Annotated in this window: 23 protein-coding genes; 7 read left to right on the forward strand and 16 right to left on the reverse strand. The window is 58.8% G+C overall.

The annotated features are described in order from the left end of the window. Positions 1–19: 19 nt before the first annotated feature. Positions 20–325 carry a copper-binding protein gene (locus AC6LJ2_RS04060; RefSeq protein ID WP_025136245.1) on the reverse strand — a complete coding sequence of 102 codons (306 nt, stop codon included), beginning with the start codon at positions 323–325 and terminating at the stop codon, positions 20–22. 210 nt (positions 326–535) lie between these two features. Here AC6LJ2_RS04060 and AC6LJ2_RS04065 point away from each other — a divergent pair, with 210 nt between their 5' ends. The 6 genes from AC6LJ2_RS04065 (at position 536) to rfbC (ending at position 5,749) form a co-directional block, all read left to right on the forward strand. Next, positions 536–1,090, forward strand: a complete 555-nt coding sequence (locus AC6LJ2_RS04065; RefSeq protein WP_498150857.1) for a cob(I)yrinic acid a,c-diamide adenosyltransferase — start codon at positions 536–538, stop codon at positions 1,088–1,090. A 181-nt stretch (positions 1,091–1,271) separates the two neighbouring features. Beyond that, a complete protein-coding gene (gene rfbB, locus AC6LJ2_RS04070) occupies positions 1,272–2,333 on the forward strand; it encodes a dTDP-glucose 4,6-dehydratase (RefSeq protein ID WP_498150858.1) in 1,062 nt (353 codons plus the stop codon). Positions 2,334–2,499: 166 nt separating this feature from the next. After that, a complete protein-coding gene (locus AC6LJ2_RS04075) occupies positions 2,500–3,423 on the forward strand; it encodes a glycosyltransferase family 2 protein (protein WP_498150859.1) in 924 nt (307 codons plus the stop codon). A gap of 3 nt (positions 3,424–3,426) precedes the next feature. Next, entirely contained in the window at positions 3,427–4,323 is an 897-nt protein-coding gene (gene rfbD, locus AC6LJ2_RS04080; RefSeq protein WP_498150860.1) for a dTDP-4-dehydrorhamnose reductase, read from the forward strand. Next, complete coding sequence (rfbA, locus tag AC6LJ2_RS04085) at positions 4,320–5,201, forward strand: glucose-1-phosphate thymidylyltransferase RfbA (protein ID WP_498150861.1); 882 nt, start codon at positions 4,320–4,322, stop codon at positions 5,199–5,201. The genes rfbD and rfbA overlap by 4 nt, the downstream gene beginning before the upstream one ends. Positions 5,202–5,203: 2 nt before the next feature. Next, positions 5,204–5,749, forward strand: coding sequence for a dTDP-4-dehydrorhamnose 3,5-epimerase (gene rfbC, locus AC6LJ2_RS04090; RefSeq protein ID WP_498150862.1), 546 nt, complete (start codon positions 5,204–5,206; stop codon positions 5,747–5,749). Positions 5,750–5,800: 51 nt separating this feature from the next. Here the strand turns inward: rfbC and AC6LJ2_RS04095 are convergent, their stop codons facing one another. From AC6LJ2_RS04095 to lipA, 10 genes are all read right to left on the reverse strand, one after another. Further along, entirely contained in the window at positions 5,801–7,510 is a 1,710-nt protein-coding gene (locus AC6LJ2_RS04095; protein ID WP_498150863.1) for a glycosyltransferase, read from the reverse strand. 83 nt (positions 7,511–7,593) lie between these two features. Next, positions 7,594–8,337: an ABC transporter ATP-binding protein gene (locus AC6LJ2_RS04100; protein WP_498150864.1), complete on the reverse strand. Its 744-nt coding sequence runs from the start codon at positions 8,335–8,337 to the stop codon at positions 7,594–7,596. Beyond that, a complete protein-coding gene (locus AC6LJ2_RS04105; RefSeq protein WP_498150865.1) occupies positions 8,334–9,110 on the reverse strand; it encodes an ABC transporter permease in 777 nt (258 codons plus the stop codon). Before AC6LJ2_RS04105 ends, AC6LJ2_RS04100 begins: the two co-directional genes overlap by 4 nt. A gap of 179 nt (positions 9,111–9,289) precedes the next feature. After that, positions 9,290–10,426: a DegT/DnrJ/EryC1/StrS family aminotransferase gene (locus AC6LJ2_RS04110; protein ID WP_498150866.1), complete on the reverse strand. Its 1,137-nt coding sequence runs from the start codon at positions 10,424–10,426 to the stop codon at positions 9,290–9,292. A 462-nt stretch (positions 10,427–10,888) separates the two neighbouring features. Further along, positions 10,889–12,046: an acyltransferase family protein gene (locus AC6LJ2_RS04115; protein WP_498150867.1), complete on the reverse strand. Its 1,158-nt coding sequence runs from the start codon at positions 12,044–12,046 to the stop codon at positions 10,889–10,891. 113 nt (positions 12,047–12,159) lie between these two features. Further along, positions 12,160–12,591: a VOC family protein gene (locus AC6LJ2_RS04120; protein ID WP_498150868.1), complete on the reverse strand. Its 432-nt coding sequence runs from the start codon at positions 12,589–12,591 to the stop codon at positions 12,160–12,162. Continuing rightward, positions 12,584–13,162 carry a GNAT family N-acetyltransferase gene (locus AC6LJ2_RS04125; RefSeq protein WP_498150869.1) on the reverse strand — a complete coding sequence of 193 codons (579 nt, stop codon included), beginning with the start codon at positions 13,160–13,162 and terminating at the stop codon, positions 12,584–12,586. Before AC6LJ2_RS04125 ends, AC6LJ2_RS04120 begins: the two co-directional genes overlap by 8 nt. Next, a complete protein-coding gene (locus tag AC6LJ2_RS04130; protein WP_498150870.1) occupies positions 13,152–13,388 on the reverse strand; it encodes an acyl carrier protein in 237 nt (78 codons plus the stop codon). The genes AC6LJ2_RS04125 and AC6LJ2_RS04130 overlap by 11 nt, the downstream gene beginning before the upstream one ends. Beyond that, a complete protein-coding gene (locus AC6LJ2_RS04135; protein WP_498150871.1) occupies positions 13,389–15,098 on the reverse strand; it encodes an HAD-IIIC family phosphatase in 1,710 nt (569 codons plus the stop codon). It lies immediately after the preceding gene. Between the two features lie 45 nt (positions 15,099–15,143). Further along, positions 15,144–16,148 (reverse strand): lipoyl synthase, encoded by a 1,005-nt coding sequence (gene lipA, locus AC6LJ2_RS04140; protein ID WP_498150872.1) that lies wholly within the window; start codon positions 16,146–16,148, stop codon positions 15,144–15,146. A 153-nt stretch (positions 16,149–16,301) separates the two neighbouring features. Here lipA and AC6LJ2_RS04145 point away from each other — a divergent pair, with 153 nt between their 5' ends. Continuing rightward, entirely contained in the window at positions 16,302–17,114 is an 813-nt protein-coding gene (locus AC6LJ2_RS04145) for a substrate-binding domain-containing protein (RefSeq protein WP_498150873.1), read from the forward strand. A gap of 98 nt (positions 17,115–17,212) precedes the next feature. On the opposite strand, the gene AC6LJ2_RS04150 is transcribed toward AC6LJ2_RS04145, so the two are convergent. From AC6LJ2_RS04150 to AC6LJ2_RS04170, 5 genes are all read right to left on the reverse strand, one after another. Then, positions 17,213–17,941: a tetratricopeptide repeat protein gene (locus tag AC6LJ2_RS04150; RefSeq protein WP_263913003.1), complete on the reverse strand. Its 729-nt coding sequence runs from the start codon at positions 17,939–17,941 to the stop codon at positions 17,213–17,215. Then, positions 17,938–18,576, reverse strand: coding sequence for a lipoyl(octanoyl) transferase LipB (gene lipB, locus AC6LJ2_RS04155; RefSeq protein ID WP_263913004.1), 639 nt, complete (start codon positions 18,574–18,576; stop codon positions 17,938–17,940). The genes AC6LJ2_RS04150 and lipB overlap by 4 nt, the downstream gene beginning before the upstream one ends. A 15-nt stretch (positions 18,577–18,591) precedes the next feature. Then, a complete protein-coding gene (locus AC6LJ2_RS04160; protein ID WP_199164744.1) occupies positions 18,592–18,864 on the reverse strand; it encodes a YbeD family protein in 273 nt (90 codons plus the stop codon). A 117-nt stretch (positions 18,865–18,981) separates the two neighbouring features. Continuing rightward, positions 18,982–19,848 carry a D-amino acid aminotransferase gene (locus AC6LJ2_RS04165; protein WP_263913005.1) on the reverse strand — a complete coding sequence of 289 codons (867 nt, stop codon included), beginning with the start codon at positions 19,846–19,848 and terminating at the stop codon, positions 18,982–18,984. A gap of 97 nt (positions 19,849–19,945) precedes the next feature. Next, positions 19,946–21,208 (reverse strand): D-alanyl-D-alanine carboxypeptidase family protein, encoded by a 1,263-nt coding sequence (locus tag AC6LJ2_RS04170; protein ID WP_263913006.1) that lies wholly within the window; start codon positions 21,206–21,208, stop codon positions 19,946–19,948. Positions 21,209–21,219: the final 11 nt, after the last annotated feature.

Here is a 21,219-nt window from a genome sequence, read left to right on the forward strand (position 1 = left end):
ACAGCAGCCAGGCCGGGGTTTAATTGGTGATCGCCGTCACTACGTACTTGCCGTCCTTGCGCTCGGCCGTGAAGCGCACCTTGTCGCCCGCCTTGATCTTGGCCAGCAGCGCCGGATCGGCGTCGTACACCAGCGTCATCGCCGGCAGGTCCAACGCTTTGATGGCGTCGTGCTTGATCGTGACCTTGCCCGCCGCCGGATCCACGCGCCGCACCTCGCCACTGGCGTCGGCCTGCTGCGCGAACGCCAGCGGCGTCGCCAGCGACACGACGGCCATCGCGGTGGCGACGGCCATGGGCATTGCGTATTTGCGGTTGAAAGCCATGCGTTATCCTCCTGTTTGCGGCGAAACTACAGCATCCCTTCTACAGCGTTTCGCGACTTCCGTAGTGCTAGGATACCGTTCCAACGCAACAGTTCCGCGACGATTGCGCAACAATTCTGACGATTGATTGCGAGCCACCCGCTCTGCACCGCCGTTGCTCACCAGCACAAGTATTCTTCGCACCCATCGTCACCGAATTCAGGAGGCTCCATGGCCAACCGTTTATCCGTCATCGCCACCCGCACAGGAGACGACGGCACCACCGGGCTTGGCGATGGCACTCGCACAGCAAAGGATACTCCGCGTGTAGTCGCGCTCGGCGATGTGGATGAACTGAACAGCATGATCGGCATGCTGCTGACCCACACTCTGCCGACGGACGTATCCGCCGACCTGCTCAGAATCCAGCACGACTTGTTCGACATGGGTGCCGAACTCTGCATTCCTGGTCACAAGGCGCTAAGCGACGAACAAGTCTCGCATCTGGATGCAAGACTGGCGTACTACAACGCCGCGTTGCCGCCACTACGGGAATTCATTCTGCCTGGCGGCTCACCCGGCGCCGCACACGCGCACTTGGCACGCACAATCTGCCGGCGCTGCGAGCGGGCAGTTGTCGCATTGGCCCGCACGGAGGGGGTAAATGCACCGATCCGCCTCTATTTGAACCGTCTGTCCGATTTGTTGTTCGTTCTGGCCCGATTTCTGAACAAGTCCAGCGGCCGGCCCGACGTGTACTGGACCAGTGCGCATTCCCGGCAGTAGCATGTGCCCTGCTTGGCAGTTGGCTGCTGCACGGCTGCAACAACTTCTAACAGAGCCTCAAAAACTCACGCTATTTACGGCGATATTACAGACGCGCGCTCTGCGATCGCACCTCAGTGCGGCATAATTGCACGTTTATCTGCATAGTTCCATGCCGTAGAGTCCCAGGATTACAACGAAAATGAGTATTATTGTCACTGGCGGCGCCGGTTTTATCGGCTCTAATTTTGTCTTGGATTGGCTTGCTCAAAGCGATGAGCCCGTCATCACGCTGGACAAGTTCACCTATGCCGGCAACCCCGAGAACCTCGCCACACTGCGAAGTGATGCACGCCACACGCTGGTGCACGGCGACATTGGCGATCAGAAACTCGTCGCCGAACTGCTGGCTACGCACAAGCCGCGCGCGGTGATCAACTTCGCCGCTGAGTCCCATGTCGACCGGTCGATCCATGGCCCGGGCGAATTCATCCAGACCAATGTCGTCGGCACCTTCCACCTGCTGGAAGCCGTGCGCGCCTATTGGAATGAATTGAGTGATAGGGCCAAAGCCGAATTCCGATTCCTGCATGTATCTACCGACGAAGTCTACGGTTCTCTCGACAAGACTGATCCGGCCTTCACCGAGGATAATCGCTACGAGCCAAACAGCCCTTATTCCGCCAGCAAGGCAGCAAGCGACCATCTGGTCCGTGCCTATCACCATACTTATGGCCTGCCGGTACTGACCACGAATTGTTCAAATAATTACGGTCCATACCATTTCCCCGAAAAGCTTATTCCGCTGGTTATTCACAATGCCCTGGCGGGGAAAGCACTGCCTATTTATGGCGATGGTCAGCAAATCCGCGACTGGCTTTACGTGACCGACCATTGCAGCGCCATCCGCCGCGTGTTGAACGACGGCAAGTTGGGCGAAACCTACAATGTGGGCGGCTGGAATGAAAAGGCCAACCTGGACGTCGTCCATACCCTGTGCGCTCTGCTGGACGAATTGCAGCCCCGCAAGGATGGCACCTCGTACAAGGCTCAGATCACCTTTGTGAAGGACAGACCGGGCCACGACAAACGCTACGCCATTGACGCCAGCAAACTCGAACGTGAACTCGGCTGGAAGCCTGCCGAGACTTTCGAGAGCGGTATTCGCAAGACCGTTCAATGGTACCTGGCGAATCAGCAATGGGTCGAAAACGTCACTAGCGGCCATTATCGCGACTGGGTCGCGACGCAGTACACCGCCTGACGATCAAGCAGAACCGTCCGCGAAGCATCCGGCAACCCATACGTGCCTGTGCCTCGCAAAAGCGCCATGCGGAATATCAATACCGGCCGTATCTGAAACCGCTTCTGGGCCGCATTGAGTGCGGCCCGCTTTCCGCATAGTCAAGAAATCCCCAGCAGGCATACCAGTGAGCAAAAAAGTCGCCATCCTATTATGTACTTATCAAGGGCAGCAGTACCTGGCCGAGCAACTGGACTCGTACGCTGCCCAGACGTACACGGATTGGGACCTTTGGGTGTCCGACGATGGCTCGAAGGACGACACCCACCGTATTCTTGAATCTTACAAAGCCGCATGGCCACAGCATCGCCTGACCGTCACAAACGGTCCGCGCAAGGGCTTTGCGGCTAATTTTCTGTCGATCGCCTGCAATCCTTCGATCACCGCCGACTACTACTCATTTTCTGATCAGGACGACGTCTGGGATCCGGCGAAGGTCGAACACGCCGTGCAGTGGCTGGACACGATCGCGTCCGACACACCTGCGCTCTATTGCTCGCGCACTCAACTCGTCGACGGCAACGACCAGGATATCGGCTGTTCGCCGTTATTCGAGCGCCCTCCAGGCTTCGCAAACGCACTGGTGCAGAACATCGCAGGTGGCAACACCATGGTGTTCAACAACGCCGCCCGCGAACTGCTGATCCAGGCCGGGCCGCGGGTAGACGTGGTAGCTCACGATTGGTGGGTCTACCAGGTCGTCAGCGGCTGTGGCGGAAAAGTGCACTATGATCCACGCCCCTCATTGCGGTATCGTCAACATGGCGGCAATCTCATCGGCGCGAACGGCGGTCTGGGCGCCAAGCTGGTGCGAATCAGAATGCTGTTCCAAGGTCAACTCAAAGGCTGGAACGACCGCAATATCGTCGCGCTGAGCCATCTCAGATCCAGAATGTCGCCAGAAGCGCTTGGCACCCTGCAACGTTTCGAAGCGGCCCGACAGAGTTCCACCCTCGCACGCACGGTCGGCGTATGCCGGTCAGGCATTTATCGCCAATCATTCCTCGGAAATCTAGGTCTGCTTGCGGCAGCACTATTCAACAAGATCTGACCTATGAAGATACTTTTACTGGGCAAAGGCGGCAACGTCGGCCAAGAGTTGCAGCGCACGCTTTTGCCGCTCGGCCAGCTGACGTCATTGTGCCGTTACGATGCCGACTTCGAGGACATTGCCGCTCTGCGAAGAGTGGTATCGGCGCATGCCCCCAACATTATTGTCAATGCCGCGGCATACACCGCCGTGGATCAAGCCGAGACTCATGTCGATAGCGCACAACGAATAAATGCCGATGCAGTTGGCGTTTTGGCCGATTATGCGAAGCGGCATGGCGCACTGCTCGTGCACTATTCCACCGATTATGTTTTCGATGGCACGAAGGCCGATCCATATGTCGAATCGGATCGTACCAATCCGCTCAGCGTCTACGGCAAGACCAAACGCGCCGGAGAATTGGCGGTGCTCGACAGCGGCTGTGAGGCCATCGTGCTACGCACGAGCTGGGTGTATTCCTCACACGGAAAGAATTTCATCAAAACGATCTTGAGGCTGGCCAAAGAACGCGACGAGTTGCGCATTGTGGCCGATCAGTGCGGCGCGCCCACATCGGCCGAGATGATCGCGGACGTCACAGCCTTGGCGATCGCCGGCCATCAGAACGGCCAGTTGCCGCGTGGGCTCTATCACCTGGCGGCTGAAGGCGAAGCGACTTGGCACACTCTGGCCTGCCACATCGTTCGACGTGCTCTATCCAACGGCGTGCATCTGCGAACGACGGCCGACAGCATTCGGCCCATCAGCACGGAAGAATATCCTGCTGCGGCGCAACGCCCCAAGAACTCACGCCTCAATGCCCATGCACTTACAATGGCCCTGCGATTGCAGTTACCCAACTGGGAAGTCCACGCAAATCGGGCGATTGATCAACTCACTCTAATGGAAACCCCGGAATGAAACGCAAAGGCATCATCCTGGCCGGTGGCTCCGGCACCCGACTGCATCCGGCAACACTCGCCATAAGCAAGCAGTTGCTACCCGTTTTCGACAAGCCGATGATCTACTACCCGCTGAGCACTTTGATGCTGGCGGGTATTCAGGACATCCTCATCATTTCCACGCCGCAGGATACGCCGCGTTTCCAGCAACTGCTGGGTGACGGCAAAAAATGGGGGTTGAACCTGCAATACGCAGTTCAAGCCTCGCCAGACGGTCTCGCACAGGCCTTCATCATCGGCGAAGACTTCATCGGCAACGATTTGTCAGCGCTGGTGCTGGGCGACAATATCTTCTACGGGCATGATTTCCATCAGCTGCTGGCCAATGCAAACGCCAGGCAGAATGAATCCACGGTCTTCGCCTATCACGTCACTGATCCCGAACGCTACGGCGTTGCGGAATTCGATCAGGACGGCAAGATGTTGTCGCTCGAGGAAAAGCCTCTCAAGCCCAAATCCAACTATGCAGTGACCGGCCTGTACTTCTACGACAAAGATGTGGTCAGCATCGCCAAAGAGGTCAAGCCTTCTGCTCGGGGCGAACTCGAGATCACGGACGTGAACCGCATCTACCTGGAACGCCAGAAACTGTCCGTCGAAATCATGGGGCGCGGCTATGCCTGGCTCGATACCGGAACGCATGAATCTTTGCTTGAAGCCAGCCAATTCATCGCCACGCTCGAGAATCGGCAAGGCTTGAAGGTCGCCTGCCCTGAAGAGATCGCCTTCCGCCAGAAATGGATCACCGCCTCCGAACTGGAAAGCCTGGCCGCCCCGTTGGCCAAGAATGGCTACGGCAAGTATCTGCAGCGGCTTCTCACCGATACGGTCTATTGAACATGCAAGCAACGCCTCTAGCCATCCCCGACGTCATCCTGTTCACACCCAAGGTATTCGGCGACGACCGCGGGTTTTTCTTCGAGAGCTTCAATCAACGGGCGTTCGAAGAAGCCGTCGGCCGCTCGGTCAATTTCGTGCAAGACAACCACTCCCGCTCAGTCAAGGGAGTTCTTCGCGGATTGCACTATCAAATCCAGCAAACGCAGGGCAAGCTCGTGCGCGCCAGCGTCGGCGAAGTATTCGATGTTGCCGTTGATTTGCGCAAATCATCGCCGACGTTCGGGCAATGGGTTGGCGCACGCCTGTCTGCCGAAAACAAGCATCAACTCTGGGTACCGGAGGGCTTCGGGCACGGCTTCGCCGTGCTGTCGGAACACGCAGAGTTTCTCTACAAGACGACCGACTACTATGCGCCCCAGCACGAGCGGTCCATTGTGTGGAACGATTCGGACCTGAATATCGATTGGCAGCTCGACGCGCCTCCCACCCTGTCCGCCAAGGATTTGGCAGGCAGCTCGTTCAAGAATGCCGAGGTCTTCGCCTAAGCGGCGAAAAACGGGCCGATGCCACGCAAGCGTGGCATCGGTTTACCCCTTCTAGAATTCCCGGCCTCCCAAGCGCCATCTCACATACTTCATGACGGTGGTTGCTCGACGATAGAACGTCGCAAACCTGCCCTTGAGAGCAGCAATCCGGGAATAACGACCTCGTCGGTACACCGTACTGAATCGCACCTGTCGTTCAATCAGGTCCAGGTACACTGCCGGATAACCCACGGCGCTGAACTGCTGCAGCGGATCAACCGCACCCGCGTCGATCGAAAATACGCGGCAGCGCAAGTCCGACAAACTGGCAAGCACTGGCCGTTGGGCCTCAGTGACCAGCAGCGTCGCCGGCACACCGGCCGCCGCTTCGTCGATGCGCCGGGCAGCTGCCGCAACGTCCTCTGCATAGCCCGACAAGTCCACGATCGCACTGTTGCTCAACGGTATGATCTGCATGGCATCCGCCAGAGCATCCTCGTTGTCCACCAAGTACAGCATGCAGCAAAAACCACGTCGCGAAGGATCATTCAGAAAATCGACGACATTACTGAAGAAATTCGCCGAAGCGTGCGGAAGAGCCTGGATCACGGCATCCAGACTCTTCAAGCGGTCCGTTCGCTGCGGCTTTTTCTGATCTGAGCCACCCGACACATGAGGCTGAAACTCAAGCACACCCACTCGAGGTATTTGCCGAGCCTCCGGGAACCATTTCGTATCCACGGGCCGGACTTTGCTTGCCATGGCAAGCACCTTGCGCCAACCCGCGAGTTCCGAGTCAAAGCTGTAATTCTGCGCGACATCGGCAGCCCCATTGCGTGCGATTTTCTCTCTCAACTCAGGCGACTGGATTAGCCGCTCCATCGCATCGATCCAGGCCTGCGACGTGCTTTCCACCAACAAAGCGTTGTGCTCGTGCTGCAGGGTGTTCGAATAAGGCGGGAAATTTCCGTAAATCCCGGCAATGCCGCAGCCGCCGAACTCCCGGTACTTGTTGTTCGTCTTCGAGTGGAAAAATGGCGTATCTATGCCAGGCGCCAAGCCAATATCGAATCCGGCCTTGAAGAACGACAGCATGAATTTGTCGTACCCCGCCACGCCGGCGTTCAATACCACCCCGGGCACACCCGCCAACTGGCTCGGCACGACCTTACGCCAAAGATGGAACTCCACCTTTCCGGGATGCCGCTCCAGGATGACGCGTACTGCCCGATAGAACATTTCTTCCAGGGCGGGATCATCCAATCGGCCGGTCGGATAGGCAATCTTTATCTTGCCGTTCGAAGCAGCCCGTTGGGCGCCGGCAATGATATTGGCATCAAAATAGGACCGATCAAGAAATGGTTGGCCTTCTCGCCGCAATGCCAGTTGCGCCATGCGTTCTGAATAAACGCGCGTAACGTCGCTATATTGAAAAAATCGCTTCACAACGTGAAGTCGATAAAACATCCGATGATAAACACCGATATCGTTCGTAAGAGGTATCTCTTCGAAATTATCGTCGATATCGTAGACGACGGATTTTCCCTTACGCTTCAACTCATACAGCGCAGGCAGATCCCGGAATTCACAATTCCGGGAGAATACAGCGATGTCGCACCAATCTATATCGCTGGACAGCAGAGCAGGCAAGTTATAGAGCCTCAAGCGCAGCTGCACTTCCCCAAGTTTTTCGAGTGCGGCCAAAGGCCGCAGGACTCCGATGATAGTGCTCGGAATAAAGCCCGAGACTATGATCAGGACCTTCTTGGCTTGCGTTTTCATTTTTTTAACAAAACAACGGCCAGCCTGCCTCCGACGGGACCGTTGTGTTTGCCCGCTTTAATTGTGAGAACGAACCCGGTCGGTCACCGGTCCATCGACGACGCGCGCTGCTCGTAATCTTGCAGAACCGGCTCAACAGGACCATCCGCAATGACCTTGCCTCGATGCAGCCATATGACACGTGTGCAGAAGCGTCGGACCAGATCCATCGAGTGCGAACTGATGACGGTAGTCTTACCGCCCGTCAGCAACCGCTCGATCCGAACCTTTGCCTTTTCTGCAAACTGAGCATCGCCAGCACCTACGACTTCGTCTGCGATCAATATTTCCGGATTGATTGCAGTCGAGGTTGCGAATGCCAATCGCATGAACATACCTGTCGAATAGGTCCGCGCCGGCTGATGAAGGAATTCGCCGAGTTCGGAAAATTCCGCAATTTCGCCGATCTTCTCGTCAATCGAGTCTGGAGGCTCACCCAGCAACATCAAACGGATCCGGATATTCTCCAGGCCAGTATGGTGCAATTCAAATCCGGTGGCGAAGTCCAGCAAGGGCGATACCCGTCCGCCGATGCGGGCGGTACCTGTCGTCGGATGAAAAATTCCCGACATGACCCGCAACATCGTGCTCTTGCCGGCCCCATTCAGGCCGATAAGACCGACTTGCTCACCGTCCGCAATCTTCAGAGTGATATTGTCCAGTGCCCGGTAGAAGGGTACCGTGTGGCGCTTGTTGCGGTTGAATATATTCAACACCGCGCTTTTCAGACTCGACCCGTCGACAGGGTCGAGCGGGTAGTCGATAGTAACTTTATCTAAATCGATCATGACCAGAACGGCACGAAACGCGCCCAACGAGACCCAAAATAGAACCGCATCGCCAGCAGGACGGCGGTGAACACCGAGGCTACTATGTAATGGTTCAGGTTAGCGAATTCGCCATTCAGGATCGGATACCTGACGATTTCGATCAGTGACGAAAACGGGTTGCCATAGATGGCGAAGGCCAGCCCCTTCTTGATCAGCACATCCGCAGGATAGATGACCGGTGTCACCACAAACAGCAGGCTGAATATGCCGGAAAGACCGTGTTGCAGATCTCGATACCGCAGGCCGAGGTAGGCCAGCGCACCGATGGCTCCGTAGGAGTAGAGCAGCAGGATCAACAAACCCGGCAGGGCGTAGAATAAACCAAGGTAATGAAGTTTGTTAAAGAAAATCAGGACACTCAGTGCCGTACCGAGGCCGATGGCGAGATAAATCGCTTGGGTGCAGACAGTACGGAATATGAAAAGTGATTGCGGCAGCGGCAGTTGCTTCAAATAACCGTGGGCGATCACGAACGAACCACAGCCTTCCATCATCGAGCCAGCAATAAAGCCCCAGATGGCAAACCCCATCGTCAGGAACGGGATGAAGTCCTCGGGTTTCAAATGGAACACCGCGGCCCAGATGACCCCAGCTCCAACGGAAAACGCCAACTGGTGGATAACAGGCCAAATAATTCCCAGCCGCGAGCGGCGGAACCTGTTTTTAACGTCGGACGCGGATAGATAGCTCCATATTCTGAAGGTTCTAATCGCCAGAGCCAATTCACGCATTAATTACACCACTTTCTCAATCACACCGTGCAACGATACCGAGGTGGAGTCGTACATCGCTCCTGCCCTCGCCCGTCAAAAACCAGTCAGACCCTTTCGCCCGATAAATCGACACCATTCATCCTGCCGCCCCGCCGTTTTCGATAAACAGAGCAGCAGGAGGAATGGAAAGAGCTCGATTAAGCGCCTACGCGGACGATTTTCTTGAGCGTGCTGGTGATGAACTCGACGTCCTTTTCCGTGACGCCCATGTGCATGGGCAACGACAGGATTTCATTGCTGGCCTTCTGCGCCTTCGGGCACGTACCGTTGCCATACGAGTATTGACGGTACTCGGTGTTGTCCCGGTAATGCACGCCCGGATGGATGCCGCATTCGTTGAGCGCCATCAACACTTGTTCGCGCTTGTCCACGCGCACCTGGAAGAGATGCCGGGAAGACTCGCAGCCCGGGGCGATGGGAACAATCTTGATCAGATCGTCTCCCTTCAGGCGGTCTTCGTACCAGGTCGCCAGTTGGCGGCGGTAGGCGTTGTCGCGGTCCAGGTAGCGCAGGGACACCAGACCGATGGCTGCCATGATCGAGTTGCCATGGTATTTGAAGCCGATCTCCTCGACGTCATACATCCACTTATATGCGCCCTGGTTCACCGTGCGGGCATACGTATCCTTGTTGATACCCAGCCAGCTCAACTTGCGGGCGCGTTCGTCGCGTGCCGCATCGTTGAAGCAGATCATCCCCGAGTCGGCGGTTGCCAGGTTCTTGACAGCTTGGAAGCTGAACACCGCGCAATCGGCTTCACCGCCAACATGCTTGCCATTCAAACGCGTGCCCGACATGTGAGCGGCGTCCAGAATAAGGATCAGGCCCTTTTCCTTGCACAGCTTGACGACTTCTTCGTAGCGGCCGGTATTGCCGCCAATACCGACGTAGACAACGGCGCGGGTACGCGGCGTAATCTTGCGTTCCAGATCTGCCGGGTCAATGCACAGATACTCGTCGACATCGGCGAATACCGGCTTAAGGTTGCAATACACCATTGCATGGTTGCTGGACACGAACGTCAGAGGCGTCGAAATGACTTCATCGCCATCGTCCCAGCCAAATTCGGTCTTAAACATATGCAGGGCCAGATGCAGGCCCACGGTGTTGGAGCTCAGGAAATGCGAATGCGGCAAGCCGGTATATTCCGACCACTGCTTTTCCATTTCGATGGTCTTGAAGCCAAGCCCAGTCCAACCTTTCTCGAGACATTCCCTGATGCCTTCGAGACATTCATCGACGCGAAAATTCGGAACAAAAAGCTGAATCGCCATTAGGATTACCTTTTGATTAAATCACCCGTATAAGGGTCCAAAACGTTCTTGATAATTTATCTTGACCATTATCGCACTGATATCTCAATGCGTGCGCCGTAAAGAACCCGCACCAATATATTTGACTCATCAAGAATCACAATATACCCGTCACGGATGTGTCGCCGAAATATTGTCAAAATCTGCGTGCAACAATCTTGCCCAAGCTGTGCTTGCCAGCGCAGCCAATGCGTCCCCTCTTACTGCGGACGCAGGTCCCGGGAAGTATACTCTCAATTCCCTGCAAAGGCTCAAGTTCCCGCTCACGAATTTCAGACGGAAGGCGGACACGCCGCAGCCTGGCCGCCCCTTTCCCGATGCATATTGTCAGTTGGAAATCTCTAGTCTCAGTTGATGCACAAACGAACATCTTGAGATCCTGCTGACAGAGAGTTGACGATGGCCGCTGCTAACCAAAACGGATCATCCCGGAACCATCTGAGTTTTATCGACGGAGGCCGACTTTTTGCCCTTGTAGAGCCGTATGAACGGATATTCGATCAATAGCGAAGCGAGATATGAGAGCAATACGCATATGAATATCGAGATTACTGCCCGACCTTCGAATGCAAACATTTTTGTCAGCCACAAGAAAATACCCAGATCTTGTACCGAACTGGTCACTTCAATATAAAATATATGAATCAGGTACAACGGATAGGATAGCCGGGCTAGAACGATTATCGGAGAAAATCGTACCGGCCACCAATAGCTCGCCAACAACAATGCCGTGCTGGCAAATGCCATGAGAGTGGGCAGCCATATCGTATCGACGGTAATTTCGTTGGGATGCGCAAGGTAACCCGGCTTCCCATATATATAGGCAAAGAACAGCCAGGAAAAGCCCAACCCTGCCGCCAACAGCCACGACGAACAGTTGCGTACACCAGGCAGCCAACGCACGATCACAGCAGCGGCAACGCCAGCGGCCAGTTCATCGAATCGGGAGTGAAACTGCACGAAATTCGCCAGATACAGATTCGCATCCGTATCGGAGTACATCCTGGTGAAATGCAGTCGCGAGAGAATGCCCGAGATCACCACCAGAAAAATGAATCCAGCCAGCCACCCCAGTTTCCCTCGGGAGAGTTTCATCATCAAAATTATGGAGATCGGCGCAACTAGGTAGAACATCTCTTCGACCACGAGACTCCAACTGCCCCCTGGAACATATCCGTAATCAATCTGGAATATTTCCGGCCAAAAAAAAGACCCCGTCGTTTGCACAAAAAACAGCGAGGACAGCACGCTTGTCGTGGCGACGGCAGCACTGCTTTCACCACTGGCCTTGAACAGCAGACAGAGCAATATCACAAAATAATAGATCGGCAATATTCTAAGACAGCGCCTGACGTAGAACTCTTTCAAAGAAAATCTGCGCTTGGATAAAGCGTCGATAATAATTCCACCGATCAGAAATCCGCTGATCGTGAAAAAAATATCAACACCTACCCAACCTACGCGAAAAAATTGGAAGTGATACAACAACACCAATAGAACTGCCAATGCCCGCAGCAAATCCACACCTGGATATCGCCCGGGTTCCGTCAGGTAGCCCCAGTGTTCACGGATGAAATTCATTTTTCCTCTTCTTCCAAATTCGACTCCAGGCCAGCAGGCAAAAGGCCAAGCACGAAGTGCTTGGCCCAGGAATAATAATAGAGCTGTCAGAACAGCCCGTATTCACTTGTGCATCAAGCGCGCTCTATGAATTCCAACATGTGACCATCACGGAAGATAACGAATGCGATTCTGCGGCCGTCGAAGGCAACGGCCGGAACGGGCGCTACCGTGACTCGCCCCCGGCGCCCTTTAGCCCAGAGCAAGGCGGACTCCAGATCATCCACCAAATACGCAAAATGATACATTTTGATGCCGGCCTCGAGCCAAGGCGTCAACGTATCCGAGCCGTCCAGGTTGTGAAGCAACTCAACTCTGGGGCCAGGACCGGTCATGAAGCATCCTTTGACTCCCTGGATGGGATCGCTGAAGTCTTCGCCCTCTTGCGTATAGCCCAAACCTTCGAAGAAGGCCCGGTCACGCTCGAGGTTAGCCGTGGCGTACCCCACATGATGAAATTCGTGCGACGGGGGAACAACACCCGGTGCCAGCGCCTGCTCAGCCACGCTTGAGCCTCCTCGCGTTCATCTTCGACAAGCGTTCCAGATTCGGACCGACCTCGCGCCAGAGTTCTGCATTGATGGAATGCTCGATGGCATCCATCGCAACGCCGCCAAAATCGAAGTGATTGACGAGCACTGCTTTTCTCGGAAGGCCGCAGGAATCATGGAACGACACGACCGGCTCATTGATCTTCACGGTACGGCAATAAATTTCGCGCAAACCCAGCACGTCGAAGCCAAAACCGTAGAGAAGCCAGGCGCTTTCCACTGCGGCGAGAGAGTCGGGCCGGAGAATCCACCGCCCCCATTCCGCCTTGCCCCCTGCCACGTCGTAGAGCGAAATTACGCCTTCCGCACGCCCCGTGTCGTTACGCTCAATGACGAAATAGTAGTCACCGTCGCGCTCATAGTAGGAGTTCAGCCAAGCAAGCTGCTTGGCCAGGTCCGGCACCAGAGGCGGCAGGAACTTCGTCAAGGACGGATCTGAACGAAGGTCCAGCACCAATTGCGCATCCGCATCCTGAATGGGACGCAGACGATACATCGGCCCAGTCAGAATGTGGTTATGCCGCATGGAGGCTCAGAACCCGGTCAACGATCTGGCTTACGCTGTTCAAATCGGGCAGCTCTTCTTCGGAGAACTGTACATTCAGCTCATCTTCGATGGCGAACATGACCTCGATATGCTTGAGCGAATCCCATTTTGCTGTGTTCTCGCGAGAGGTCGACAAATCGACTTCCGTCTTGAGTACCGTTTTCAGCACCAACAGCACCACACCTTCAATTTCTTGACGATTCATTTATTCCTGTTCCCTGATAATCTTCACGCCTTCAATGGCATTAAAGTCACGTATTTTCTCTGCATTCACTGAATACAACCCCGGACTCAAAGGCAAAGGCTCGCCAATAAAGTCGGCCAACCACTTGGTTGCCGGTTGATTTCGCGGTGCCTCTTGCACTCGGAACGCGACTTCAGTACTGCCTGCGAATATCGGCATATCGTGAATGGCTTGAATCACGATAGTATCTTCGAGCTTGCGTCCCATCGCACGGCAGCTGATGCAGAGTTCCTCGACGATCAGCTTGCTGCCCGAACGCTCTGCCACGATCACGGCAATGACGCCACTGTCAGACAGACGATCAGATAATTGAACGCTGCTTACGCAAGCATCCCCGCTGAGCATACGTTCCTGCAACTCAGCCTGATTGAAACGCCGCACAGCCAAATTGAATTGGTTGGTCTTGACGCACAGATCTGCAAGACGGTTCAGCTGAGCCTGCGGATTATGACGGTAGCTCAGGGCGACCTGCAAGCTGCGGAAATACTCCGCCGGGTCGGCCACATTTTCGGCAAGCGCCTCGCGCTCGGCCATTGCCTTCAAATCCTGGATACGCTTGGCATCGTCGGCCGAAACCGCCCAGCGCCACAGCCCCGGGTAAAAATGCAGCGCCCGACGAGTCATCTCGGCATCGGCGTGAGCATAGATAGTATGCACGTTGCTCAAGCGCATCGAGACGCTGGCCAGCTCGCCCGGATTGTCATCCACGAACACTACGGCGTCGACGGCGATCCGCAGGGCTTTGGCGATACGGGCGATCGCATCGCCCTTATCGCCCCACGAGACCTCGATGGCTGAGAAATCATCCCATTTCAACGGATAGTCCGAGCGTTTGGCGAACAATGCTTCGACGTCTTCACGCTCATTGCGAGACACCAATGCGACAAAGATGCCACGCTCTTGCAGGCCCTTGATGTACTGCTGGAGCGCAATATGGCCCGGCGTCAGTTCTACGCCATCAATGCCGTCTTCTCCCAGTACGCCACTGTGCAGCGTATGGTCCAGATCCAGTGCAACCGCCTTGATCGGGGGCAACAAGACGCCCGGCAGCCAATGGCACGCCAACAAACGGGCTAGCGTCGCCTGAGCCGCGCTGCTGAGCGGCGTGCCCGCCATCGCCGATGAACGCAAGTCCAGCAGCGGAACTTCCGCCTGCGCGCACGCTGCCCCCAGATCGGCGAAATAGACAGCGGGAAATTTTGCGACCACGGCCTTCAGGGCTTCCAGCTGTGCGGCGTCTTGCTCAGGCACCCAAGTCGCAAGAAGGATCGGCGCAACGGATACCGCACGCAAGGCCTTCAGGCGCCCCTCGAGCCAAGACAGCCATTCAGGGAAAGACAAGTTCGACAGCAGCCGTGCACTATCCATCCAGAGGATGTCCGCCGCTGCGTCTTCCCGGCCAGCAAACGCGAAACTATCGTCGTAGCCGCCAACGCGGAAATCCACCGACAGACCACGATAGGCAAAATACGGCGCCAACAGCGGTTCCAAAGGCTCGAAACCATGGTTGCGCCAGACGTTGACTTCAACACCAGCACTGTTGACCGAGGGAAGATCCAGCCCCTGCAACGCGAGCCGGGATATCCTCGGGGCAAACAACGAAGCCTGAGCTTCGTACAAACGCATAGTGTCTTCAATACTGTTAGGCATGACAGCAGCACCGGAATCCATTAACCACTCCGTTAAATTCGCTCGTACGCTAGGTTTTTACCAAAATCAATTTACGCCGGCTGCATGCGCCTGTTCGTCAGCGTGGTACGACGAACGCACCATGGCACCGACGGCTGCATGCGAGAAGCCCATCGCATAGGCTTCACGCTCGAACATCGCAAACGTATCCGGGTGCACGTAGCGCAGTACCGGCAGGTGGTGTTCGGACGGCTGCAGGTACTGGCCGATGGTCAACATATCGACGTTGTGCGCACGCATGTCGCGCATGACCTGAAGGATTTCCTCGTCGGTCTCGCCCAGGCCCAGCATCAAGCCGGACTTGGTGGGCACTTCCGGATGCAACTGCTTGAACTCGGCCAGCAGCTTGAGCGAGTGCATGTAGTCGGACCCCGGGCGAGCCTGCTTGTACAGGCGCGGCACCGTTTCCAGGTTGTGGTTCATCACGTCCGGGGGGCCGGCGTTCAGGATGGTCAGCGCACGGTCCAGGCGGCCGCGGAAGTCGGGCACCAGCACCTCGATGCGGGTGGACGGCGACAGTTCGCGAATATGGGTGATGCAATCGACGAAATGGCCGGCGCCGCCATCGCGCAGGTCGTCGCGGTCGACGGACGTGATCACCACGTACGAGAGCTTCAACGCGGCGATGGTGCGTGCGAGGTTCTCAGGTTCTTTGGTATCCAGCGGGTCGGGGCGGCCATGGCCCACGTCACAGAACGGGCAGCGGCGGGTGCACTTGTCGCCCATGATCATGAACGTGGCCGTGCCCTTGCCGAAGCATTCACCGATGTTCGGGCAAGAGGCTTCTTCGCAGACCGTGTGCAGGTTGTGCTCGCGCAGGATGCGCTTGATGTCGTAGAAGCGCGAACCGGGCTGGGCAGCCTTGACGCGGATCCATTCCGGCTTCTTCAGGCGTTCGGCGGGAATGATCTTGATAGGAATGCGCGCCGTCTTGGCCTGGGATTTCTGTTTCTGCGTCGGATCGTAGACCGCTTCGGCAGGCGTAGCGGCGGGTTCTTTCGAGGGAACAGACGACTCGGCAAGCGTAGACATGAGACACCTTCACGACCGGCGCGGATCGCGCCGTGGTCTGAGACAAAAAACGCATTTTACCCTCCCTGGGGGCTTCCGCCCTGAACGGCCTTTGGCCGGGCGGCTCCCCAGGCTGGGTTATCGTCACGCCTGATGAATTCCACCCCGCCCGTCATGCCCTCCCCATCCGTCCCCCGTCCCATTGCCCTGGTCGCCCCTCGCCTGGACTCGCCGCCCGCGCCGCGCGCGATCCAAGCCATCGCCGACCGGCTGGCAGTCGCCGGCTACTACCTGGCCACGGGCTCCTGGCGCGAGCCCGGCCTGCTGCCGGGCTTGGCCGTGCTGCGGCCCGCCGCCGTCCTGGTCCTGGGGCCGCTGGACGATCCGCAACTGCGTGCCGCCGTCGCGGCGCTGGACGTTCCGGTGGTGGAAACCTGGGGCCTGCCGGAAACCCCGCTAGACAGCGTCGTCACGATCAACAACGCCGAAGCCGGCCGCCAGGCGGCCCGCCATTTCGCCGAAAAGAAGTTTGCCCAGGTGGCGTGCATCAGTGCAGACACCCCCTGGGAGCGGGCCCGCCGCGAGGGCTTCATCAGCGCGGCGGCCGCGCTGGGGCTGACCCAGGTGGCCGACATCGTGCAGCCCGAGGCCCAGCAGATGAACGATGGCCGCATGGCCTTCCTGCGGCTGCTGGCCACCAACACGATTTTCGATGCGGTGTTCTGCACGTCGGACCTGCTGGCCGCCGCGGCGGTTTCGGAGGCTCACAACCGGGACCTGCACGTACCGCAGGACCTGGCGGTGCTGGGCTTCACCGACGATGGCAGCGCGCCGCAATGGGTGCAGGGCCTGACGACGCTGGGCGTGGATGCCGCCGACCTGGGCCGGCGCGCGGCGCAACTGTTGCTGGATCGGCTGGACGGCGAACAGCCGCCCGGCACCCAGATCACGATGGAAGTGCGGTTCGAGCCGCGCTTGAGCACTTGAGGGATGTCGTCAAGGCCCTGCGCCCAGCCTCAGGACCACGCAAACGCCAGGCGTGCCGAGCCAGGATCACGCTCGTGGCCTTGGCGACCGCCGCCCGGTCAAGCCCCGGTTTCGTACAGGGCCGGAAACCCGCTGTCGCGCAGCATGGCATCGGCTTCGCGCAGAAACGCCGGGGTGGCGGTTTCGGGCACTCGCACCAGCCATTGCACGGCTTCTTCCTTGCGACCGCGTAGCAGCAGCATGCGGCCCAAGTGGAACATGCCGCGAAAGTCGCCGCCTTCGGCGCAACGCTGGTAGCAATCGAAGGCACGCTCCAGGTCTTGGGGTACGACATCGCCGGCTTCATAGAAGCGGCCCACGACGCCGATGGACTTCACGTGGCCGCCCTGGGCGGCCTGCTGGTACAGGGCCAGCGCCGCGGCGCGGTTCTGCACCACGCCGCCGCGGCCGCTCTTGAGCATATGGGCATAGTTGTACATGCCCCAGTCCAGTCCGCGGTCGGCGGCCAGCCGGAACCAGTACGCCGCCACGGTATCGTCCGGGGCCACGCCCCAGCCGTTCTCGTAGCAGCGGCCGACCATGTTGATGGCCATCAGGTGATCGGCGTGGGCGGCGCGCTTGAACCAGGCCAGCCCTTCGGCCTGGTCTTGCGGCACGCCGACGCCGTCCAGCAGCATCTGGCCGTAGATGGTCTGGGCTTCGACCAGGCCCATCTCGGCCGCGGTGCGTATCCAGGCGGCGTACTGCTCGGCCGAGCCTTCGCGCAGCCGCGCCAGTTGTTCCGGCGAGGTGGCGGCCACATCGGCCGGGCTGAAGCTGAGTGTCATGCGGGAGTCCTTGCCTGGCGCCAGGCACGGGCCAGATTGCGCGCCAGCGTATCGCCAACGTCGGTAGGGTCTTGCCGGACGCCGCAGGCCGCCATGTCGACCGTGCGCAGCCCGGCGTAGCCACAGGGATTGATGCCCAGGAACGGCGCCAGGTCCATCGCCACATTGAGCGATACCCCGTGATAGGCGCGACCATTGCGGATCTTGATGCCCAGCGCGGCGATCTTGGCCAGGTCGCCGCCGCCCGGCGCGGGCACGTAGACGCCCGGCGCCCCCGGCTTGCGGCAGGCGCCGGCCACGCCCATGTCGTCCAGCGTATCGATCACCGCGGATTCCAGCAGTGCGACGTATTCCTTCACGTACATGTCGACGCGGCGCAGGTCGAACAGCGCATAGGCCATGACCTGGCCGGGACCATGATAGGTGACCTGCCCGCCGCGGTCGCAGTGGACGATGGGGATGGCGCCGGGGTTCAGGACATGCTCGGGCAAGCCGGCCTGGCCCAGCGTGTAGACGGGCGCATGCTCGCACAGCCAGATTTCATCGGGCGTCTCAGCCGACCGCTGGTCGGTGTACGCCTGCATGTCCCGCCACACGGAGAGGTAGTCCGCCGGCCGCGCGAGCCACTTGATCACGGCAACCTTCTTGCCTTACAGGACAATCGACACCATGGGGTGGCCGTGCAATGCCTGGTACAGGCCGTCGAGCTGCTCGCGCGAGGTGGCGCGCACCGTGAAGGTCAGGCCCATGTAGTTGCCGCCCTTGCTGGGCCGCATTTCGACCGTGGCGGCGTCAAAACCCGGGTCGAAGCGCAGCACGACCTCGGTCAGCGTCTGCGCGAAATCGGGGTGCTGCTTGCCCATGACCTTGATGGGAAAGTCGCTGGGGTACTCGATGAGGGATTCTTCGGGCGGAATATGCATGATGGATGGCCTGGAGCGTCAATTCATCTATATGGGGGCAGGCATCGCCCAGGCAAGGCCCGCCCGGCAGGGCGGGCGACGCGGGGGACCCGCTCAGGGCGCCCCCGCAGGGCCGGCTCAGAGCGCGGCGATGCGGGCATCATAACCCGCGCGCAATTGCTCAAAAACGGGGCCGGGCTTGCCCGAACCCACCGGCCGGCCGTCCAGCGAGACGATCGCCAGGACTTCCTTGGTGGCCGAGGACAACATCAATTCGTCCGCCTGCGCGACTTCGTCCTGGGTAATGCGGCGCGCTTCGAAGGCAATGCCGGCTTCGGTCGCCAGCTCGCCCATGAGGCCGTAGCGGATGCCTTCCAGGATGAGGTTGTTCTTGGGCGGTGCCAGCAGCTTGCCACCGGACACGACCCAGATGTTGGTGGACGAACCTTCGGTCAGGAAGCCATCGCGGAACTGCAGGACTTCGTCGACATGGGCGTCCACGGCCTGCTGCTTGGCCAGCACATTGCCCAGCAGCGACACGGACTTGATCTCGCAGTGCAGCCAGCGCTCGTCGGGGATGCTGATGGCGGACAGGCCTTGCGTGCGGGCCGCAGCCGACGGCGGCGCCCACGCCGACACCATGCCGAAGACGGTCGGGGTGACCGGCTGGGCGGGAAACTGGTGGTCGCGCTTGGCGACGCCGCGCGTGACCTGCAGGTAGACGATGCAGGTTTCCAGATTGGAGCGTGCCAGCAATTGCTCGATCAGGTCGATCCAGCCGGCCCGGTCGAACGGCTGGGCGATGCGCAAGGCCGCCAGGCTGCGATCCAGGCGGTCCAGGTGCTCGGCCATGCGAAAGGCATTGCCGCGATAGACCGGCACGACTTCGTAAATGCCGTCGCCGAATATGAAGCCGCGGTCCAGCACGGAGACCTTGGCCTCGTCCACGCGCAGAAACTCGCCATTGAGAAACACCTGGCTTTCGCCCGGTACGCCCGGAATCATGAGCCGCTCCTGAGAATCAAATGGATAGGGACGGGCCACCCGGCCCGCCCCTTGGGATAGAAGCTTACACCCGCGGCCGCGCCCGTGGCGCGTCCGCTTACTGGAACCAGCGCTTGACGGTGTCGACCATGCGACCGAAGAAGCCCGCGCGTTCCACGGCGTCCTGCACCACCAGCGGTTCGGTGCGCAGCACCTTGCCATCCAGCGTGAACTGCAGGGTGCCGACCTGCTGGCCCTTGGCCAGCGGCGCGATCAGCGGGTCCGTGCGCTGCGCCACCGGCTTCAGGTCGCCGGCCTTGCCGCGCGGCACGGCCACCGACACCGGATTGGGTGGGCCGAGCTTGACGTTTTCAGCGGTGCCTTCCCAGACGCGCGCATCGATGCCGGGCTGGCTCTTGTCGAACAGCTTGACGGTGTCGAAGTTCTGGAAGCTCCAGTTCAAGAGCTTCAGGCTTTCTTCGGCACGAGTGGCTTCGCTGTCGGTCCCCACCACCACCACCAGGATGCGACGATCGCCGCGCACCGCCGTCGACACCAGGCAGTAGCCGGCGGAATCGGTGTGGCCGGTCTTCATGCCGTCGACCGACGGATCGGCCCACAGCAGGCGGTTGCGGTTGGGCTGGGTGATCTTGTTGTACGTGAAGCTCTTCTGCTTGTAGTAGTGGAAGAACTCAGGGTGGTCGGTGATCAGGTGCGCGGACAAGGTGGCCAAGTCGCGCGTAGAGGTCATGTGCTGCGGGTCGGGCAGGCCCGTGGCGTTCATGAAGTGGGTGTTGCGCATGCCCAGGCGTTCGGCTTCCTGGTTCATGAGCGAGGCAAAGGCGGATTCGCTGCCACCGACCGCTTCGGCCAGCGCGACGGACGCATCGTTGCCCGACTGCACGATCATGCCCTGGTTCAGTTCGTCGACCGTGACCGGCTTGCGCGGCTCGATGAACATGCGCGAACCGCCAGTGCGCCAGGCGTGCTCGGACACAGGCACGGTCTGCTCAAGCGTCAGGCGCTTTTCTTCCAGCGCGTTGAACACCACGTAGGCCGTCATGATCTTGGTGAGCGAAGCGGGCTCGACCTTCATGTCCGGGTTGGAGGCTGCCAGGGTCTGGCCGCTGTTCACGTCCAGCACGATCCAGGCCTTGGCCGCGATGGTGGGCGCCGGCACCGCCGACACATCGCCCACCGGCACCACCCCCGAGGCCGTCGGCGCGGGCGCCGTGGCACCGGCGGCCGCAGGTGCCGCGGCGGGCGCCTGCTGGGCCCAGGCCGGCAGCGAGGCCGCAAGCATCGCCGACAACACCGCGCCGGCCAACGCACGACGGGCAAAGACAACGGGGGATTGAGCGGAGTAAGGCAAATTCTTCATCGGCAACGTGG

It is taken from the genome of Achromobacter sp. 1014246743 (assembly GCF_059760725.1).

Coding starts and splice junctions, on each gene's coding strand:
- AC6LJ2_RS04060 (WP_025136245.1), bottom strand. CDS start 325: ATGGCTTTCAACCGCAAATACGCAATGCCCATGGCCGTCGCCACCGCG.
- AC6LJ2_RS04065 (WP_498150857.1), top strand. CDS start 536: ATGGCCAACCGTTTATCCGTCATCGCCACCCGCACAGGAGACGACGGC.
- rfbB (WP_498150858.1), top strand. CDS start 1,272: ATGAGTATTATTGTCACTGGCGGCGCCGGTTTTATCGGCTCTAATTTT.
- rfbD (WP_498150860.1), top strand. CDS start 3,427: ATGAAGATACTTTTACTGGGCAAAGGCGGCAACGTCGGCCAAGAGTTG.
- rfbA (WP_498150861.1), top strand. CDS start 4,320: ATGAAACGCAAAGGCATCATCCTGGCCGGTGGCTCCGGCACCCGACTG.
- rfbC (WP_498150862.1), top strand. CDS start 5,204: ATGCAAGCAACGCCTCTAGCCATCCCCGACGTCATCCTGTTCACACCC.
- AC6LJ2_RS04095 (WP_498150863.1), bottom strand. CDS start 7,510: ATGAAAACGCAAGCCAAGAAGGTCCTGATCATAGTCTCGGGCTTTATT.
- AC6LJ2_RS04100 (WP_498150864.1), bottom strand. CDS start 8,337: ATGATCGATTTAGATAAAGTTACTATCGACTACCCGCTCGACCCTGTC.
- AC6LJ2_RS04105 (WP_498150865.1), bottom strand. CDS start 9,110: ATGCGTGAATTGGCTCTGGCGATTAGAACCTTCAGAATATGGAGCTAT.
- AC6LJ2_RS04110 (WP_498150866.1), bottom strand. CDS start 10,426: ATGGCGATTCAGCTTTTTGTTCCGAATTTTCGCGTCGATGAATGTCTC.
- AC6LJ2_RS04115 (WP_498150867.1), bottom strand. CDS start 12,046: ATGAATTTCATCCGTGAACACTGGGGCTACCTGACGGAACCCGGGCGA.
- AC6LJ2_RS04125 (WP_498150869.1), bottom strand. CDS start 13,162: ATGCGGCATAACCACATTCTGACTGGGCCGATGTATCGTCTGCGTCCC.
- AC6LJ2_RS04130 (WP_498150870.1), bottom strand. CDS start 13,388: ATGAATCGTCAAGAAATTGAAGGTGTGGTGCTGTTGGTGCTGAAAACG.
- AC6LJ2_RS04135 (WP_498150871.1), bottom strand. CDS start 15,098: ATGGATTCCGGTGCTGCTGTCATGCCTAACAGTATTGAAGACACTATG.
- lipA (WP_498150872.1), bottom strand. CDS start 16,148: ATGTCTACGCTTGCCGAGTCGTCTGTTCCCTCGAAAGAACCCGCCGCT.
- AC6LJ2_RS04145 (WP_498150873.1), top strand. CDS start 16,302: ATGCCCTCCCCATCCGTCCCCCGTCCCATTGCCCTGGTCGCCCCTCGC.
- AC6LJ2_RS04150 (WP_263913003.1), bottom strand. CDS start 17,941: ATGACACTCAGCTTCAGCCCGGCCGATGTGGCCGCCACCTCGCCGGAA.
- AC6LJ2_RS04160 (WP_199164744.1), bottom strand. CDS start 18,864: ATGCATATTCCGCCCGAAGAATCCCTCATCGAGTACCCCAGCGACTTT.
- AC6LJ2_RS04165 (WP_263913005.1), bottom strand. CDS start 19,848: ATGATTCCGGGCGTACCGGGCGAAAGCCAGGTGTTTCTCAATGGCGAG.
- AC6LJ2_RS04170 (WP_263913006.1), bottom strand. CDS start 21,208: ATGAAGAATTTGCCTTACTCCGCTCAATCCCCCGTTGTCTTTGCCCGT.